Source organism: Paenibacillus physcomitrellae (genome assembly GCF_002240225.1).
Classification (GTDB): Bacteria; Bacillota; Bacilli; order Paenibacillales; family Paenibacillaceae; genus Fontibacillus; species Fontibacillus physcomitrellae.
Genome location: NZ_CP022584.1, coordinates 229,518 through 247,559, shown reverse-complemented (window position 1 = coordinate 247,559; position 18,042 = coordinate 229,518). Strand labels below are relative to the sequence as shown.

The window sequence follows — 18,042 nt, the reverse complement described above, 5'->3', positions numbered from 1 at the left end:
AACAATAAGGAAAAAATAGCCGGAGGTCCTTATGAATAAAATATTTTCCTTATATGCCCGGGACATTCGCAGAATCACCGGCAATTGGGCAGCCGCTCTGGTTATCGGAGGGCTTGTGCTTCTGCCGTCCCTTTACGCCTGGTTTAATATCCTGGCCTCTTGGGACCCTTACGGTCAAACCAAAGGGCTCAGCGTGGCCGTTGCCAGCGTGGATAAAGGGGCAACCGTTCAGGGAAAATCGATTAACGCGGGAAACGAAATTATCAGCTCCCTGAAAGAGAATCACAGCATCGGCTGGGTGTTCACCACGCCGGAAGCCGCGCTCAGCGGCGTTAAACGGGGCGAATTCTACGCCTCGATCGAAATTCCGTCCGATTTCTCCCAGCGGATCGCTTCGGTATTAACGGAGAACCCGCAGAAAGCGGAAATCCAATATACGGTGAACGAGAAAATAAACGCCGTAGCGCCTAAAATCGCCTCCCAAGGCGCCAGTTCAATTGTGGAGGAGGTCAGCCGAAATTTCGTACAAACGGCTAACGGCGCGATCTTTAAGGTGTTTAACCAGCTTGGCGCCGAGCTTCAGGAGCAGCTGCCGTTTATCCATAAGCTTACTTCGCTGGTTCTCAAGCTGGAAAGCCGTTTCCCGGAAATCAACCAGGCGGCCAAAACGGCGTCTTCCGATTTAAACGAAGCGGGAGGCATCGTCACCCGCGTCCAGCAGGCGCTGCCGCAGGCCAAACACCTGGCCGATCAAGGACTTAAGGTCACTTCGGCCTTGTCCGCGTTTCTGGACAACAGCCAAAACGTCATCGCATCCTCCGGACCGGCGGCCAAATCCGTTTTGTCGCAGGTGGAGCAGACGGCTACGAATGCTGCTGCCCTGGCGGAAATGCTGAAGGAAGCTGGTGAATCAGGTGCCGTGACCGAAGCCGTCTCCCGACTGGAGCAAAACCAAACCGCCTTAGCCGCCGTCCGTCAGGCCTCGGAAAGTTTGTCCGAGCTGCTGACCCAGCTAAAAAGCTGGAGCCTGTCAAGCCGCGGCCAATCCTCGGAAGCTTCCTCTACCTTAAGGCGGACTGCGGACAAGGTCGACCAAATGATCGGAAAATTGACCCGGCTGGAACAGCTAAATCGTTCGCTGCTTGAAGCCGCCAAAGCCGGAAACCCCCTTTCTCCGGAAGAGCTGGATTCCTTTGCAGCGCTATCCCGTGAAACGGCAGCAGCCGCAAAGGATCTGCTGGACCGCTTTGAGGGCGAAATTCAGCCTGCTTTGCTCGGGGCCGTAGACAACGCCCGGGCTTCAGCTAAAGAAGCCGGAGACCTGCTCAAGGACGCCAAGTCCACCCTGCCTGAAGTCAGCCATATCCTGACCGATGCCGCACAGGGCATTCGTCTCGGCAGCAAGGAGTTGTCCATGCTGAGCCGGCAGCTTCCGGAAGCCGAGCAGAAGGTCCATGAGCTGGCGGACCGGCTGCGCTCCCTTGAGACGGAAGGCGACCTGCAAAGCCTGATCGATCTGCTGAAGCTGAATTTCCAGAAGGAAAGCGAGTTTTTTGCCCAGCCTGTCACGTTATCCGAACATCAGCTGTTTCCTATTCCAAATTACGGGTCGGCGATGTCGCCTTTCTTCTCCACGCTTTCCCTTTGGGTCGGCGGACTGCTGCTGGTTTCATTGCTGACTGTCGAAGTGCATGAACCCGGGCTCACTTACCGGAGCTACGAGGTTTATTTCGGACGGTTCCTTACCTTTTGGACGCTTGCTGTGCTGCAGTCCCTGTTTGTGACGGCCGGCGATCTGCTCCTGCTGGGCACTTATGCAGCAGAACCGGTCTGGTTTGTCGTCTTTGGCCTCCTGCTCAGCAGCGTGTTTATGCTGATGATCTATACGCTGGTCTCCGTCTTCGGCAACGTCGGCAAAGCGATGGCGATTGTCCTGCTGGTGCTTCAGCTTGCCGGGTCGGGCGGAACCTTCCCGATTCAGGTCACCCCGCCTTTCTTTCAGGCGGTTTATCCCTTCCTGCCTTTCACTTATGCGATCCGGATGATGCGGGAAGCGGTCGGCGGCATCCTGTGGGATATCGTCGGCTCCTCCGCTTTGATGCTGCTATTGTTCGCAGCCAGCGCTCTTGCGATAGGGATCGGGTTAAAAGAGATCATTAACTCCGTTTCTTCGAATGTCGTCAAAAAGGCGAAAAACAGCAAATTGATTCATTAAGAGCGTTAGAGCATGAAAAGCATTAGAGCATGAAAAGCATTAGAGCATGAAAAGCATTAGAGCATGAAAAGCATTAGAGCATGAAAAGCATTAGAGCATGAAAAGCATTAGAGCATGAAGAGCATTAGAGCATGAAGAGCATTAGAGCATAAAGAGCGTTCCAGACAGCAAAAGGCTGCCCTCCGCTTTTTCCTGCTGCGGAGGGCAACCTTTTGACTAAATCGGAAAGAACCGTTATTTATGCGTATAACCATCAGTACCGTAATCGTTAATGCCGGCTTGGGCATTGGCCCCGATTTGACGCGGATCGACGTTATCATACCTGTGGGCATTGATGGCCCGGTTGTCTCTGAAGGCATCATAAACCCGGGTCTGGCGTTCTGCTTCGTCTTCATCAACCAGAACAAGTATTTTCCCTTCATTGATATAGTTCTCGTATTCCCGGGCTTCCTCCTCCGGAATGCCCAGCCCAACAAGACCGCCTACCAAACCGCCTGCACCTGCGCCGACTACCGCTCCGGTTAAAGTAGCCGCTATAGGGCCTGCAGCCAGAATCGGGCCGATTCCCGGAATAGCAAGCAAACCCAAACCCGCCAGCAGACCGGTTACTCCGCCCAGAACACCGCCGGTCGCCGCTCCCGCGGTTACGCCTTCGGGGGCTTTGGTACCCGTATCTTCGGCAATCGCTTCGCTGTCCCGGCGGTCCCGGGTTATGACGGAAATGCCTTCAGCGTTATATCCTTCCTGCTGCAGCGCCGAAATGGCAGCAGTAGCTTCTCTTTCCGTTTCAAACACACCTACGATTTTTTTAGCCATATGAATCGCCTCCCTAAAAGTAGGTCGTACATCCTACTTTTACCCCGGAGGAACAAGATTAAACGTTTTATAAGGCTAAACCAGGTTATTTGCCGCCTGGCCGGACTCTTCGCGTAGCCTCCGCCGCAAACGGGTCGTCCGGCCAATAATGTTTGGGATAACGGCCCTTCAGGTCTTTTTTGACCTCGAAATAGGTATGCTCCCAGAAGCTGCGCAGATCCGAGGTGACCTGAACCGGACGAGCCGCCGGCGACAGCAGGTGGAGGGTCAAGGGAACCCGCCCAAAGGCCAGTCTCGGCGTATCCAGCTGCCCAAACATCTCCTGCAGCTTAACTGAAATATAAGGAGCCTGCGGGCCTTCGTAAACAACGGCAATCCTTGAGCCGCTCGGCACCTGGATCAAAGCGGGAGCTTCCTGGTCCAGCTGGCGCTTCTGCTCCCAGGTCAATAGGCTTTCCAGCATCTGCACCAGATTCAGCTTCTGAAGATCCGCTTTGCGCCTGAAGCCGGCGGCATAAGGTCCGATCCATTCAGCGGCCTGACGCTGCAGCGACTCGTCGGAGACATCCGGCCAATCTCCGGAGGGGGCGTAACGAGCCAGAAACTGAATGCGCGCCTGCAGCTGACGAGATTTGGCGTTCCACGGCAGCAGGCCTATTCCGCCGCCGGCAATAGTCCCCAGCAGCGCTTGCAGCACATCCTCTCTGGAAGGCTTCGGATCGGGCGTCTCCTGGTAAACAACCGCACCCAGCATCACCGTGCGCCAGGCTCTGACCGATTCGGTAGCCTCGTCCCAGACGACCCGCTTGGATTCCTTCATCTGTGGACGCCAGTAGGTCTCCATGTGATCCGCCTCCAGCGGGGCAGCCCAGACGATGCGGCCTTCCGTCCCTTCGTCATCCACTTCGGCGGCCACAAGGTATGGGCTGCCAGCCAGCGGCGAAGCGGCGGGCAGAGCGGCGCCGCGTCCGCCGCTCAGCAGGTAACGGCCGCCGGGACGGAGCTGGCCGATCCGGTCGGGGAAGGCGAACGACAGCAGGAGTCCGCAGACCGCTTCCGCTTCCGGAACCTGCGGAAGCGGCTCTGGGCCGGCGCCCAGCTGCTTCGCCCAGCGCCGGCTTTGGCGCAGCAGCGGCTGCAGCTCCGCTGCTGCCGCGGGTCCCCCAGGCGCGGTCAGTCCCGCGCCTGGCCCTTCCGCGCCGCGCTCTGCAGCCAGCAGCGCGGCAAGCGCCCGCCGCACGTCGGCGTCATTCCCGCCCAGGCGAAGCTGGCGGGAATCCTCGAGCAGCGCGGCGAGCAGGCAGGCCAGACGCCCGTGCCCGAGGCGTCTGGCTTCCAGCAGCATCCGGCCCAGGCGCGGATGCAGGCCGAGGCCGGCCATTTCCCGGCCGGCCCCGGTGAGCCTCCCGTCCTCGTCCAGCGCGCCAAGCGCCTGGAGCAGCTGGACCGCCCCGGCATACCCTCCTGCCGGGGGCGGAGTCAGCCAATCCAGCTCGGACGGGGGCGAACCCCACACCGCTAGCGCTAACGCCAGCGGTGCCAGATCCGCCTCCAGCATCTCCGGAGGCGTCTCCTCCTTCAGCTGCCTGTGGTCCTCTTCCGTCCACAGGCGGTAACACACGCCGGGCGCGGTCCGGCCCGCGCGTCCCCGGCGCTGGTCGGCCGAATCCCGGGCCGCCCGCACCGTGGTCAGCCGCCCCATCCCGGTTCGGGGCGAGAACAGCTCCGTCCGCCGCAGGCCGCTGTCGATGACGACCGTGATGCCTTCCACGGTCAAGCTGGACTCCGCAATCGACGTAGCCAGCACGATCTTTCGCTGCCTGTCCGGCAAAGCTTTAATCGCTTCCTGCTGCTGCTCCTGTGTCATCGCTCCGTACAGCGGGACCACTTGGGCACCAGCTAGATCAACGGCCGCGAGCTTCTGCTCCGCCCTGCGGATTTCACGGATGCCGGGCAGAAAGACCAGCATATTCCCTGCGTGCTCCTGAAGAGCCCCGAGAACGGTGCGCTGCACCAAAACTTCAAGCGGGGTTTCGTTCCGTTCTGTCAGGTAGCGGGTCTCCACCGGATAAATCCGGCCCTGACTGCGGATGACCGGGGCTCCGCCCAGCAACGCCGAAACCGGCCCTTCCTTCAGCGTGGCCGACATGACCAAAATTCGCAGATCCTCGCGCAGCAGCTGCTGGCTTTGTCTGGTGAGCGCCAGCCCAAGATCGGAGTGCAGATTCCGCTCATGAAATTCATCAAATATAATCAGTCCGGTGCCAATCAAAGCCGGATCATTGTGCAGCATTAACGTTAAAATCCCTTCGGTAACCACCGTAATGCGGGTTTGGGGGCCGGTCCGGCTCTCCATGCGGATGCGGTAGCCAACCGTTTCGCCAACCTGCTCGCCCAGCTCGCGGGCCATATAAGCGGCGGCGGACCGCGCCGCCAGACGCCGCGGCTCCAGCATCAGAATGCCCTGGCCGTCCAGCCAGGCTTCCTTTAACAGGGCAAGCGGCGTTCTCGTTGTTTTGCCCGCACCAGGTTCGGCGATCAGAACGGCATTTTCGCCTTTCTCAAGCACCAGGGCCAGTTCGGGCAAACATTCGTCAACCGGTAATCTCATTTCTTGTTTCTCCTATTCTTTCTGTGCTTTCTATTCTTCCTCGGCTCTCCGTGCTCTCTATGCATGCTGTACTTGCGGTTACCATTTCCGCTTTCCTAATCCTTAATCATAAGCGGGGGCTCTATAGCTGTCAAAGCTGGCTCGATGAAAGTTAGCCCTTGATTTGATATGATAGAAAGATGTGAACAGCTCAGCCCGGGTGACGAACCACAACAGCAGCTCCGGTTTGAAAGCAAGGAGAAAGCTCAGGAGAGAGCGCTTAAGCAATAAAGCTTGAGGAGAAAGTCAGAATAGGAAGTGATCGTATAATGATAAGAGGACGTTTTGCCCCTACTCCGTCAGGAACGATGCATCTTGGGAACGCCAAAATCGCCCTGCTGTCCTGGCTGCAGGTCCGCGCTGCGAACGGCGTATTTGTGCTGCGGATTGAAGATATTGATATGCAGCGCTCCAAATCCGAATTAGCCCGGCAAATTATCGCTGATATGAAGTGGCTTGGCCTGAATTGGGACGAGGGACCCGGTCAGGGAGGAAATTACGGACCTTATACGCAAAGCGAACGGCGGGACCGGTATGAGCAGGCCCTGCAGGAGCTGGAGCATAAAGGGCGCCTGTATCCCTGCTACTGCAGCCGGGCCGAGCTGCTGCAAATTGCCGGGGCTCCTCATGGCCTGGCCTCGGAAGGCCCTGTTTATCCGGGAACCTGCCGAAAGCTGACACCGCAGGAACGTGAGGAAAGGGCGCTACATAAAACGTCCTCTCTCCGGTTTGCGCTCCAAAACGAGCAATATGAGGTTCAGGATGGCATAGCGGGGTTTCAGCATTTTCCTGAAGCAAGCGGTGGCGATTTTATCGTAAAAAGAGCGGACGGCATGTATTCCTACCAGCTCGCCGTGACCGTGGATGACGCTGCCATGGGCATTACGCATGTGCTGCGCGGCAGCGACCTGCTGGATTCAACTCCCCGGCAGCTGGCTCTATATGAAGCCTTTGGCTGGCAGCCGCCACAGTTTGCCCATGCGCCTCTGCTTATGGGGGAAGACGGACGGCGGCTCGCCAAACGCCATGGCGATCTCAGTCTGGTCCAGCTTCGCCGTTCCGGTCTTCCTGCAGAGAGGGTTATCGGCTGGCTGGCTTATATCAGCGGGCTGATCGACCGGCCCGAGCCCGTTCAGGCCTCAGAGCTGGTTACAGGATTTACGCTGGACCTAATCTCGAAATCGCCCTTTACGTTGACCTCGCAGATGGTTCAGCAGCTGCTGGCGGATTCTCGCTAATCTCCAGCAGACTGTTCGGCTTGCTGCCGGGCAGTCTTCATCTTCTGCTTCCTAGTTCGATTTTAAGCAAAATGAAAACCTCCATCCCCACTTATACAGTGGTTTTGGAGGTTTTTTCGATCCGACTCAAATCACAATCTACCATTCCAAATCAGAGCAAAGCTTCCGCCCCGTCAATCCGGACCCGCGCTCCTGTAATATGTTTGGAGGCATCTGAAGCGAGGAAACAGACCAGTTCAGCGACATCCTCCGGCTGGCCCGGCCCGTCAGCAAGCGGCTGGCTGCCCTCCGGATATTCGACCGGAATGACGATTTCTTTCAGCTCGTCGCTGATTTTGGTCGATTCGTCGATATTGGTCGCGATTGCCCCCGGGCTGATAACATTGACGCGAATCTTGAATTTGGCCAGCTCCAGCGCTGCCATTTTGGCAAAAGCCACCTGACCGGCTTTGGTTGTACTGTAGGCCGAAGCCCCCCAGCCGGAAAAGCGGTCAAGCCCGTTGATCGAGCTGGTAATGATAATACTGCCAGCTCCTCTTTTTTTCATATAAGGAATGGTATGTTTAACCGAAAGGAAGGTGCCGTTCAAATTGACCCGCAGGGTTTGCTCCCAGTCTTCCAGACGCATGTCCTCAATCGGACCCCAAGCCCCGTTAATGCCGGCATTCGCGAACAAAATGTCCACCCCGTCAAAATGATCCGCAGCTTCCTTGACCGCTTTCGCCACCCGGGCTTCATCGGAGATATCCACATCAAACGCACGGGCTGCCCCTTGGAAAATTTGATTGATTTCATTTTCAGTCTCCGCAATCCGCTGATCGTTCAGATCAAAAATCGCCACCTTCGCTCCTTCTCTCGCCAGCTGAATGGCCGTCGCTTTTCCGATTCCAGAACCCGCTCCGGTTACAATCGCCGTTTTTCCGCTAAAGCGCTGAACTGTCTGGTTTGGTACTGTCATGGACACACGCTCCTCTTTATGTTGTTTAGCTTGATTCCTATATGGATAACGATGATTTTCAGATCCTTTTCCTGCTAACTCAGTATTACCCAAAAGGATTAGATGCTAAATCACAAGCTACAGTTAAAAGCGGCTTTTTCTTCGGATACAACAAAAAAGCAGACCTGTCCGGATTCCCCAGGTTCAACACGTTAGGAATCTTTAATGGCATAGTCTGCCTGATTGGCGGTTTTCTTCAATTGTTCTGATTGACCTGATTGCTGTCCTGATTGCCTTGGTTGACTTAATTGTCCTGAAGATTTCAGTTTTAACGCATTCGATTTGTTTGATCGTTTTAAGCCTTTTGATTTTAAAAATCCGGCTCCACTCCGTTCCAGCTTACTTCAAGCAGCGAAGCATCATCTTCAAGCCAGCCCGCTGCTCCGCCCCTCAAGGCATCCGTTAGTTCGCATCCGGATAAAGGAAGTCCAGCTTTGTCCAGAGACTGCAATCCATCGGTATAAAGCAGCAGCCCGCCCTTTTCCCGAGATGGGATCGGAAGGTGAACCATATGCGGATATTGCGCTGCGGTCTTCGATCGTTGAAGCCGAGACTGGCGTGCCGAACTCATACTGGTCCATCTTTCTTCCGTACGGAAGCTCGTTTCCGGAAGCGGCCGTTGTTCCTGTTCATCGCGCCATAGGCGAATGCGCAAATCTCCCTGCCACATCAGCCACAATTCCCCTTCCTGTTCGGGAGTGGGCCGGACAAGATAGCCGCAAGTAAACATGGCCGCTGTCCCTTGGCTCCGTTTCTCCAGCAGGACATCCCTTAACATCGGTGGAAGTCCGGCGGGCAGCTCAAGACAATCAAGGGCTTGCTCAGCCTTGAATGAAAGGGCTTCAAGCAGTCTGACAGCGGGCTCGATCTCCATGCCGGGCGGTTCGCGCAGCCATTCAAATAAGCCTTCACCCAACAGCTTGGCGCCAAAATCCCCTCTGTAGCTCAACGAAACCCCGTCGCATAAAACAAATCGCACCGAATTCCCATGAACGGCCACCGCGCCAAAATCCTGTCCCGGTTCTCCATAACTGCTGCTTTCGGAGGAAGGACTGTAGCCGTAACGGCAGGTCAGTCCCCCGTCCGACCATGAAGTGACCGGCTGAACCGTATCCTGGCTGCTGAGCCACATGAACAGCTCTGAATGCGGGCCTTGGCCGCCTTTTCCTATACCGCGAGGTGTCATTCTCATGCGCCCCCTCCTTATCTGACCGGTGTTGCCGCAGACATTTGAAATCCGACGGACACCAGCTCGGCACAAGTTCCGGGCAGGAGCATAAGCGCTTCTTCCGACAGCTGATAGTCCGCTTCCTGCAGCATTTCCCGGTAGCTTGGCGGAAGCGGGGAGGACATCTCCCGCAGCAGCTCCGCGTGATCATCTTTCAGCTTCGTCTGCACAGTGATCCCGCCCCATCTTCTCGGCTCCGCAACAGGTTCCGAAAGAAGATAATCGGTAATGAAAATATTTTCGATCAGCACCTTTCCGTCAGGGACGCCCATCTCCATAATCCGCCGGGCAACCGGCAGCGGGTCCGCTCCAGTATGGACGCCATCTGTCATATGGCAGATCAAGGGCGCCGGACAGTCCTGCATGAAGGGAAGTTCGTCCCGCAGAATTTTTTCGGCTTGCTGAAATGCTTTCGCACTGTCTGAAAAACGTTTTGGCGACATCCAGGGAAGTGTGCCGAGCGCGGCAATTTCATCGATGCCTTTTACTCCACCAAGCAGATCATAGACCTCATCACTGTAAGCAAGCATCGCAACCCGGTATCTGGGCGTCAGCCGGTTGCCTTTCGTGGACCGGAACACCATTTGGCGGACAGCAAGCGAAAGCGCCTCGTAGACGATATCCATTCTTCTTCTGCCCTCCATCATCATATTCATGGAAGCGCTGATATCAATCAAATAAATGATCAGTGCAGGCGTACGCTGTGAAGCTTGTACCGTATATGTCATGCTTGTCCCCTTCTTCTTCGTACTCTTTCACCGTACACAGCTCCCTACACATCCGGCAGAACGTAAGCGGAGCTTTGCAGGTATTTATAAATGTGCCCGACACGTTTGCCGATCGCTCCGGTTTTGACAAAATACTGGGCATCCGTGTTATAAATCTCAAGAAAGTCACGGCAGTATCGCTCGGCCATATCCCGGTGTCCGCCCGTCTGGGCGTTGTACGCCGAATTGTAATAAGCGATCATTTTAACCGTTTTCTGATCCCGAACCGCTTTGAGCCGGGCGGCCTGTTTGGCCTGTTCGGCCTTCTGTGCCCTAAGCTCTGCTTCTTCCGCCGCCCGTTTCTCGGCAGCCTTACGGGCCTCCTCTTCAGCCTCGGCTTTCGCTCGGGCCTGCAGCAGCTCTTTGTTTTTCTTCCATTCTAAGTATTTGTTATAAGACACCTGCTGGGCATATTTCTTCTGAAGAGCCGCTTTCACCGCTGCCTGCTTCTCCTGTTCGGCTTTGGCGGCCTCTTCTTCCCGGACAGCCTGCCCTGAATCACCTTTAGCTGGAGCATTAGACGCTGACGGAACCTTTCCTCCCCCTACAGGATTGAAAGTATAATCGGCCGGCAAGGACGATGAAGCCGACGAATGAGTCAGCGATTGTTTGTGATCAGACGATGCCCGATCTATCAGCAGCACACCAACTAATAGGAGCAATAGGGCCCCCGTTATTCCGCTTCCCCACCAAAGCCGCCGGCTGGTACGGACAACGGGTTTGCTTCTCCCCGCTGTCTGGGGTGCGCCTGCAATCTTCATACGATCGCCGCCGATATTCGCAGCTCCGACGGCCGGGTTTAAAGCTGCTTCAGTTCCAGCAAGAGCAATCTTTCGTGGTGCGGGGTCTTGGTCCTGCTCCATACCTTGCTTCAGTTCCTGGATCACAGAGGTAATTTCGACGTAAAGAGGGCTGCCTTCAGACGCAGCCCGTTGTGCCTGCAGATACAGAGTCTGCGCTTCAGACAGCTGTCCATCCCGTTCCAGCTTTCTGGCCTGTCCCACTAGAACAGCAGCCTCCCGCTCTGATCCAAATCGGGAAGCCGGAATTATCTTCAGGTCCTCATCCGGGTGATCGGCTTCATCCGTTCCCAGTATAACCGGCAGCCTCTTCTCCGGTATGGACAGGTCACCAGCGGCCAGACCACCAGCCTGATCGTGCGGAATATCCGCTTTCCCTGGATCGGCAACATTTAAACGGCCGGAAGCTTTGGTCAAGGCGATAACCCATTCGCCAAAGGTCGGACAGAACCTGGAATCCCCACTGCCCCAAGCTCTGGCGAACAGCTCGGCCGTTTCCTTTCCCCATCTTTGTTCCAGAGTCCGATTCAGCAAGTAATACCTTTCGCATGGACGCTGCATCTCTTCCGGGTCAAAATAGCTTTCGCCCCAGGCCAGCTCCCGAACCTCCGGCTCGCACCAGCCCAGCATCTCGGCAATCAAGACCGCTCCGGAAAACCTGTCGGCATAAGCGTTCCATACTGCAGACGGATGGCCAGCAGACGTACGGGAAGAAGCGTATCCCGGTGACCCGCCAAGCAGCAGATCCGGAGGGTCGAGACGCGGACTGAACATCTGCTCTACGTCAACCAGTTCTATGCCAAGCCGGCTGCTTGAGTCTTCGGTAAACATCACATTCGGAGCGGACAAATCGCAATGTGCAATGCCTCTTTGTTCCATAGCAGATCCAACCGACGACAGCAGGCGCGCCGCTTCCAGGCTTTCAGCCGGTGACATCGCGTCTCCGCCTCCAAGCACATCCATCCATGTCCAGCCATGAACCCACGGCATAAGGACGGCATAGAGCAGATCCGGATATTCTGCAATCAGTTTCCCGTTTATCTCCGGGGTGAGCACTTCTCTCTGGCAAACCTTCAAACCCTGAAGCCGGCTGAATTCCTCCATCGTTTGCGATAAATGGACCCGGGAAGGTATACGAAATTTCGGTAAAAAGATCTTCAAAGCCATGGTCAGACTGGCTTCACCGTTCTCCGGAATCAGCTGGTAGACGACACCCTGACGGCCGGCCTGGGCATACGCCATCCCGGGCGCAGCCGGATGCGTGCCGATTATGTAATTCGTACCGCCGATTTGAATTTGATCTCCCGGATTCGGATTAAAAGCCATTCCTGTTTCCCTCTTTCTTCCCATCTGCCTAATCAGATTAAATTACCTGACCGGCGTTATTCCTTGATGTATATGTACCGGGCTGTACGCCCGCTTGCTGCCATTTTCTTTAGAAACGGGTCTGATCCAGACTTCTGAACTTGTTGGACATCACGGCCAGTTCTTCGCCTATGGATTCCAGCATATACACAAAAGCTTTCATTTGTTTATCCGCTTCCTGGAATTCATGGAAGAAACGCTGCTTGGACAGCCCCTCCCATTCCTGTTCCAAACTGTTCACCATTTGGGTCAAACCGGCTATAATCTGGCGGCTTTGTTCGCCACCCTGAAGAAACTGACGTGCCATCTCTTCAATTTGTTCCGGATTAACCGTAATTCTGCCTCCCATAGCCTTTCTCCCTTCATTGAAATCCCTTGGGCAAGAAACAAAGCATTTTTTATAGCTTTTTACCCATCTTCATTCTCCTTGAATCAGCCGCAATCCGCCCAGATTTAAAGTCATCTGCCGTTTACAATCCGGAGGCCGGATTTGTAAACACCCAGGGCTGCGGATTTAAGGCAGCTTCCTTCAGAATCATTTTGCCTGCCGATCTTCTGCGGGATAATCCGGTGAATAAAGCGGTATTGTTCTCTGAAGACAGTGAGCTGGAATCCGATGGTCCTGAATCCGACGGGCCGCTGCTATCCCAAGTGCCGCGAAGCTCCTGTTGGCTGTATTTCGTTTCATGCCATTCACGGCGCACGGCTTCAACAGCCGATCGTGGATTGGAGATAACCCCGGGCGAAAATTTAGCCGAAGGCAGGATAAGCGAGTCCGTTCCCAGCCGAAGCGTGCGGTACAGGCTGGCTGCCTGACCGGCACCTCTTGGGAAAGTGCTGCCGAAATGACGGTCTGCTTCGTCGAAGGAGGCGGAGCGGACCTGCAGCCCTTGCCCTAAACGAAACAGCTCTTGTCCAAACTGCTCCGATAAAAAGCGGGCCTGCTCCCATTTGGCCTGGACGGCTGCCCATGCAGATTCGTTGTCCTGGCTGAACGAATACAGCAGCCGGTTCAAATGCTCAGCAATCGTATGAAGCTGCTCCGCAGAGCGCTGCAGGCCGCTGCCCGCAGAACGGAGCTGTTCGGGTTCTATACTAATACGCATGATTATCCCCTTTCATCTGTTTCTGGCGGCTGTTCCAACCACAGCAGCAGCATGTCATGAAATTGTTTCTTCGTCGCCGGCGTAGCCACCAGCCAATCCTCTTCATCCCTTAAGCTCATCCGGATCAACCAGTTCATCTTCTGTCCGACGATAAAGGCTGCCCCTTGACTATCCCATCCCTCTTCACTCCAGATGGAAAGCTGAAGCTCCCCTTCGCACGCCCGGTCTTTCAAACATTTTGCAAGCGCCCAGGAGGCTTCAATGTCCCCTGTTGACTGAGACAACTCATTGCTCAGTTCTTCCAGATCCATCGTTTCGCTTTTCTCATAAAGATCGTTAAACTTCCTGCGTGAGAGCAGCAGCGCCGGCAGATCGGATAAGGATTCCTCTCTCCATTTCATCCGTTCCACCAGCAAAGCCGAAGCCTGCTGCACATTGCCCAGTTCATTCAAAATGTAGAGGGAATCGGCTTCCCCCTCCCGGGCCACCTCGACAACCTTTTCATTCGTGATATGCAGGTATCCTTCAAACGACTCCGAGGCGTCCTCGTATCGTACCCAGCAGGCCCGTTCAGCAAAACCGGTAATCGCCACTCTGGCGAACACTTCAGGCACCATCGTGAGTTCATGTTCCGACTCCCCAAGGGTCAGATACCCTTTATCCAGCAGGCCCTGTTTAACCTGCTCCCATTCAGCGGCAATCTCGTCCGACAAATAACCCAGAAAGGGATCTTCCACCCCAAGCAGACGGTCCGAACCTAATATTCCGGCAAGAAAAAACAACTCCTTGGTTTCAAGGCTGATCGCAGCTTTGTGTATATCCTTTGCTGCCAGCATCAGGCCACCTCCCTTCATACACTCACTTCCCATTGGTCACAAACCCGGGCCACCCACTTCTCCGGCGTCCATACTTTATCGAAAGGCACCGCAGCTTTTATCTTCATATATCTGCGGTTAACATAGAAACCCTCTCCTTGCGGAAGCACAGGCAGTTCACCCGGCCCTCCCGCCGATTCCTTGATCGGAATCCGCATGAATGCCAAATCCGAAGGGTCTTTGGTCCCGAGCATAAAGCCGGTTTGACACGCTTTTACTTCCGAGAACCAATCGGCCCCGAAGGTTGGGAAATCCCCGGGCACCCCGGAGAGCACAACGTGCACGCCGGTATCCCGGCTTCCTCTAACGAGCTCCGTCAAGCCATCTTTTACTGTAAAATCGTTAAGTCTGCGGGCCAGCAGATCCGCATCGTCAATAACAAGCAGCGTTACCGGCCGCGGCTTTCCGCTTTCCGCTGCAGTTCGTATGTCCTCCTGAATCCGGCTAAGCATTTCGGCGGCCCCGTTTTCGCCGATGCCGGTCCCCCGAACATGCGGCAGCCTGGATAATAGGGATAAATGCGAGCTGTCCGGCTGGACAGACCTGGCTTCCAGGATATAAACAGCCAGCTTCTCAGGATCCGCATGCCAAGCTAACGAAAGAATCCAGCTCTGCAGAAAAGTCGTTTTGCCGCCGCCTATCGGAGCGCCCACGATAAAATGCGGTCCGCTGCCGAGCGAAACAGTCACGGGAGTCAGATCCTCCGTATCAAGACCGACAGGCACGGCCACAGCAGCCGGGTCAAGGCCAAACTGCCTGCCTACCGGCAGCAGTTCCCTTAAATTGACCTTGGCCGGGGTCGAAGGAATTCTAGGAGCCTTAATCCCTTTCCACTCTTCCGCGATCCGGCTGAGCTTCTCTCTCAAATGCTCTGCCCGTTCATACTCATCGGCTCCGGAGACGGGCAGCGCCGTCTGGAATTCGAGCGGAGGATAGCCTTTCAAGTAACCTCTGCCGCGTTTTGAAGGGATCGGGGCAGAGGGTTTGCCAACGGCCAAATAATAATCACCGGAATCGGCAAGCTCCAGTGCAGCTGCCTGCGGAATCAGGCTGCGTGTCCTCTCCGGAATATCGCCGAAGCGGCTGGCCGTCATTACTACATAAATACCAGCCGCGGCTCCTTCCCGCAGAAGTTCATCCAGCCACTCGGCCTCCATTGGAAAGGCGGTTTGAAACCGGCGGTAATCGTCGACTATCAGTACGATATCCTCCAGCTTGTTCCCAAATGTGCCTCTGTATTGATCCGCCTGCTTGAGGCCGGCACCGGCCAGCAGCTCCCGGCGCTCAGCCGCCGTTCGTTTGAGAAAGCGGAACAGCCTTGGCAGCCGGTCGCTTTCATCCGGAGCGATAACCGCTCCTACAGGAGACAGGACTGCGAAGTCCCCCAGCATCCTTCCCATATCAATCAAATATCCGTGCCAGCTGTTATCCGGCTCTTGCAGCAAAGACATCAGCAGCGTTTGCAGCAGTGTCGTCTTGCCTGAACCCGGCATGCCGTAAATAGCTATGTGACCGGCCTTCAGCGGCAGAGCCGCCGCGAACTGGCGCTGCCCGTTCACATCGTCGGCAAGGCCAACAAACGCCGTTAGCGCCCCTCTATCCTGAGCCTGCAAATCCAGCTCATCCAGATAAAGCTCTTCAGGCAAAGACGGGAGCCAAGGACCTTGCAGACGTTCGATTCCCTGCTCTGCCGCAGCCCGGGAGAGCGTCTCAACAAGAACGTCAAGCTCGCGTTTCTGCGGCCCGGTCTGTGCAGCCCCGTTTATGTCTGGCCCACCTTGCTGTCCAACCGGCTCACGGGTACCGTTCAGCAGAACCATTTGCAGCCGGGATTCAGCCGGGTTAAAGAAAGCTTGGCCATTACCTTCGTAAGCCGCCCCAGGCCAGGCAAACTGAACCTCTTCGGTCCAATCCGGGCCGACCTGGACAAATCCGCGTCCGGAGACGGTCAGCCTTGCAGCATCCGGAATTTTGAGCATTTCCCGGCTGTCGCTTTCGGATTCTACCCGCAGACAGATCCGGAATCGGGCGTTGCTCCATATTTTATCATCGACCACTCCAGCAGGCTTCTGAGTTGCCAGAAGTAAGTGGAGTCCGAGTGTCCGGCCGATGGAAGCTATGCTGACCAATTCATCGATAAAATCCGGATAATCCAATTTAAGCTCTGCAAATTCATCGACGATGACAAATAAATGAGGCAGGGGCCCATTAGGCGCTCCCAACCGGTAGTATTCATCGATATGTTCCAGCCCTCCGGCTGTCTTCAGCTTCTTCTGTCTGGACACAAGCTCCGCCCTTAAAGCCGTTTTGGCCCGTTCGACCAGCCTTCCGTCGAGATTGGTTAAAGAACCGACGACATGCGGCAGCTCCTGCAGAGCGCCCGACATCCCGCCGCCTTTATAGTCGATCAGCAGAAAGGCGGCATCATGCGGGTGATAATTGACGGCTGCTGACAGGACAAGGGACTGCAGCAGCGCGCTTTTTCCCGAACCTGTTGTGCCCGCGATCAGCCCGTGCGGCCCTTGTCCGCCCAGATCGATTCGATCATGAAGATTTAATAGAAAGGTTTCGCCGCCTGTTCTCACGCCAAGCGGGACAGGAAGGCCTAACGGTAATCTGCCGTTATTCCAGGCTGCTGCGGCGGAGCCGGAAGAAAAGCCGGAAGAAAAATCTTCACGGTCAAGGAGTTCCAGCAGCCGTACTCGTTCAGGCAGAACGTCAGCCTTGGCGCTCTTCAGCGTGATTCTGGCCATCAGCCGTGCCAGATGTTCGCTTTCCTCCTTGGAAATCCGGTCAAGCTGAAACGTTTTGTTCTCCACTTGTCCGTCTTCTTTTTTCCATATATAACTGCCCTGCTCGGCTTCACATTCCACGATCAGACGGCACTGTCTCGGAAGCTGGTTCACGGAACGGGCCAAAATAACGGTATGCGCGCCGGCCAGCTTTCCAGTCTCCGTCAGCATCGCATAAAGCAGATCATGATCCATAACCCCGGGGTCGGACAGTATGACAATATCCTTGGCAGGTTCATTCACCTCAGTGAATCTTACTGAACCCGCAGAGCGCCCAAATCGGTTTCTTAATTCTCTTTGCAGATAGTCGGCCAATTTCTGCTTGTCCGCAGCTGTACAAGCCATTCGCCGGAAATGTCCGTCCGTCTCCCACAAATGTGGGAACCAGCGCATCCAGTCCCATTGCTTTAGCTGATCCTCCCTGAAGAAAGCCGAAAGTCTTACTTCATCCGGTGAGTGGCGTACGGCCAGCTGGACCAGGAGATTTCGCAGCACCTGGAGACAGGCTTGCCAGTCACCCACAATTCCAGTCACGCCGCATTCGGATAACGGGATAGCCACAGGACTATTTGGAACAAACTGGGTCCTCTCCGCCAATTGACAGGCTTGTTCATACCACAGCTGCGACTCTCCCTGGGGTTCGCCGATAGCAGGCAGCGAGAAAGTGTAAGCAGCCGGGGCGTCCCCCGTACCGACCCGCAGATGGAGAAAGTCAGGCTCTGATACAGATCTTTCCCAAAGTGACGGCGATCTTCTTCTTACGATGCTTTCAGAACGTACAAAATCCCCGTGGATTTGTTCCAGCACTTCCCGCTGCTCATCCGCTTTGGTGTTCCATTCCGATTCAAGCCGGTTTAGAAGCTCCGAATATTCTTTTGCCTTTTGACGCTGCGCTTGGGTATATCTGTTTCTGACATTCAGCATATAAGCCGCTGGAACGGCTCCTGCGAGCAGCAGCACCAGGCTTGCCAACCATAACAAGAAGCTGCTGTGTCCTCCTGCAGCACCGAACACCAATATGTAGACCAGTATACCGAATCCGCTTAAAAGCGCGAGTGCCGGCAGAACCAACCCCGGAAGACCTACAGCTGGTTTAACCGTTACTTGGGACGGAGCCGGCAATTGCCGACGGATTTGTTCGATTTCCGGTCTGATGCGGGGTGATCTTTGATAAATAAATCCCATAGCTCGCC

The 18,042-nt window shown here is 55.5% G+C and carries 13 protein-coding genes; 3 read left to right on the top strand and 10 right to left on the bottom strand.

The features are described 5' to 3' along the window. Positions 1-31 precede the first annotated feature (31 nt). Positions 32-2,215, top strand: coding sequence for a YhgE/Pip domain-containing protein (locus CBE73_RS01140; RefSeq protein WP_094092630.1), 2,184 nt, complete (start codon positions 32-34; stop codon positions 2,213-2,215). Positions 2,216-2,449: 234 nt separating this feature from the next. On the opposite strand, the gene CBE73_RS01135 is transcribed toward CBE73_RS01140, so the two are convergent. Together CBE73_RS01135 and hrpB are read right to left on the bottom strand one after the other, a co-directional pair. Beyond that, positions 2,450-3,031 carry a general stress protein gene (locus CBE73_RS01135; RefSeq protein ID WP_094092629.1) on the bottom strand — a complete coding sequence of 194 codons (582 nt, stop codon included), beginning with the start codon at positions 3,029-3,031 and terminating at the stop codon, positions 2,450-2,452. Between the two features lie 85 nt (positions 3,032-3,116). Further along, complete coding sequence (gene hrpB / locus CBE73_RS01130) at positions 3,117-5,642, bottom strand: ATP-dependent helicase HrpB (RefSeq protein WP_094092628.1); 2,526 nt, start codon at positions 5,640-5,642, stop codon at positions 3,117-3,119. Positions 5,643-5,950: 308 nt separating this feature from the next. Here hrpB and gluQRS point away from each other — a divergent pair, with 308 nt between their 5' ends. Continuing rightward, positions 5,951-6,919 carry a tRNA glutamyl-Q(34) synthetase GluQRS gene (gene gluQRS / locus CBE73_RS01125; RefSeq protein ID WP_094092627.1) on the top strand — a complete coding sequence of 323 codons (969 nt, stop codon included), beginning with the start codon at positions 5,951-5,953 and terminating at the stop codon, positions 6,917-6,919. 151 nt (positions 6,920-7,070) lie between these two features. On the opposite strand, the gene CBE73_RS01120 is transcribed toward gluQRS, so the two are convergent. Then, positions 7,071-7,877 (bottom strand): SDR family oxidoreductase, encoded by an 807-nt coding sequence (locus CBE73_RS01120; RefSeq protein ID WP_094092626.1) that lies wholly within the window; start codon positions 7,875-7,877, stop codon positions 7,071-7,073. Between the two features lie 41 nt (positions 7,878-7,918). Here CBE73_RS01120 and CBE73_RS22035 point away from each other — a divergent pair, with 41 nt between their 5' ends. Beyond that, positions 7,919-8,125 carry a hypothetical protein gene (locus tag CBE73_RS22035; RefSeq protein WP_174704635.1) on the top strand — a complete coding sequence of 69 codons (207 nt, stop codon included), beginning with the start codon at positions 7,919-7,921 and terminating at the stop codon, positions 8,123-8,125. Positions 8,126-8,226: 101 nt separating this feature from the next. On the opposite strand, the gene CBE73_RS01115 is transcribed toward CBE73_RS22035, so the two are convergent. The 7 genes from CBE73_RS01115 to essC all read right to left on the bottom strand — a co-directional run bounded on the left by CBE73_RS01115 (position 8,227) and on the right by essC (position 18,034). Continuing rightward, complete coding sequence (locus CBE73_RS01115; RefSeq protein WP_094092625.1) at positions 8,227-9,108, bottom strand: PP2C family serine/threonine-protein phosphatase; 882 nt, start codon at positions 9,106-9,108, stop codon at positions 8,227-8,229. Between the two features lie 11 nt (positions 9,109-9,119). Further along, positions 9,120-9,872 carry a vWA domain-containing protein gene (locus tag CBE73_RS01110; protein ID WP_094092624.1) on the bottom strand — a complete coding sequence of 251 codons (753 nt, stop codon included), beginning with the start codon at positions 9,870-9,872 and terminating at the stop codon, positions 9,120-9,122. A gap of 44 nt (positions 9,873-9,916) precedes the next feature. Further along, positions 9,917-12,037: a serine/threonine-protein kinase gene (locus tag CBE73_RS01105; protein WP_094092623.1), complete on the bottom strand. Its 2,121-nt coding sequence runs from the start codon at positions 12,035-12,037 to the stop codon at positions 9,917-9,919. A 109-nt stretch (positions 12,038-12,146) separates the two neighbouring features. Beyond that, positions 12,147-12,425, bottom strand: coding sequence for a WXG100 family type VII secretion target (locus tag CBE73_RS01100; RefSeq protein ID WP_094092622.1), 279 nt, complete (start codon positions 12,423-12,425; stop codon positions 12,147-12,149). 121 nt (positions 12,426-12,546) lie between these two features. Beyond that, positions 12,547-13,182, bottom strand: a complete 636-nt coding sequence (locus CBE73_RS01095; RefSeq protein ID WP_094092621.1) for a hypothetical protein — start codon at positions 13,180-13,182, stop codon at positions 12,547-12,549. 2 nt (positions 13,183-13,184) lie between these two features. Next, entirely contained in the window at positions 13,185-14,018 is an 834-nt protein-coding gene (locus CBE73_RS01090) for a hypothetical protein (protein ID WP_094096057.1), read from the bottom strand. A gap of 14 nt (positions 14,019-14,032) precedes the next feature. Next, positions 14,033-18,034: a type VII secretion protein EssC gene (gene essC / locus CBE73_RS01085; RefSeq protein ID WP_094092620.1), complete on the bottom strand. Its 4,002-nt coding sequence runs from the start codon at positions 18,032-18,034 to the stop codon at positions 14,033-14,035. Positions 18,035-18,042: the final 8 nt, after the last annotated feature.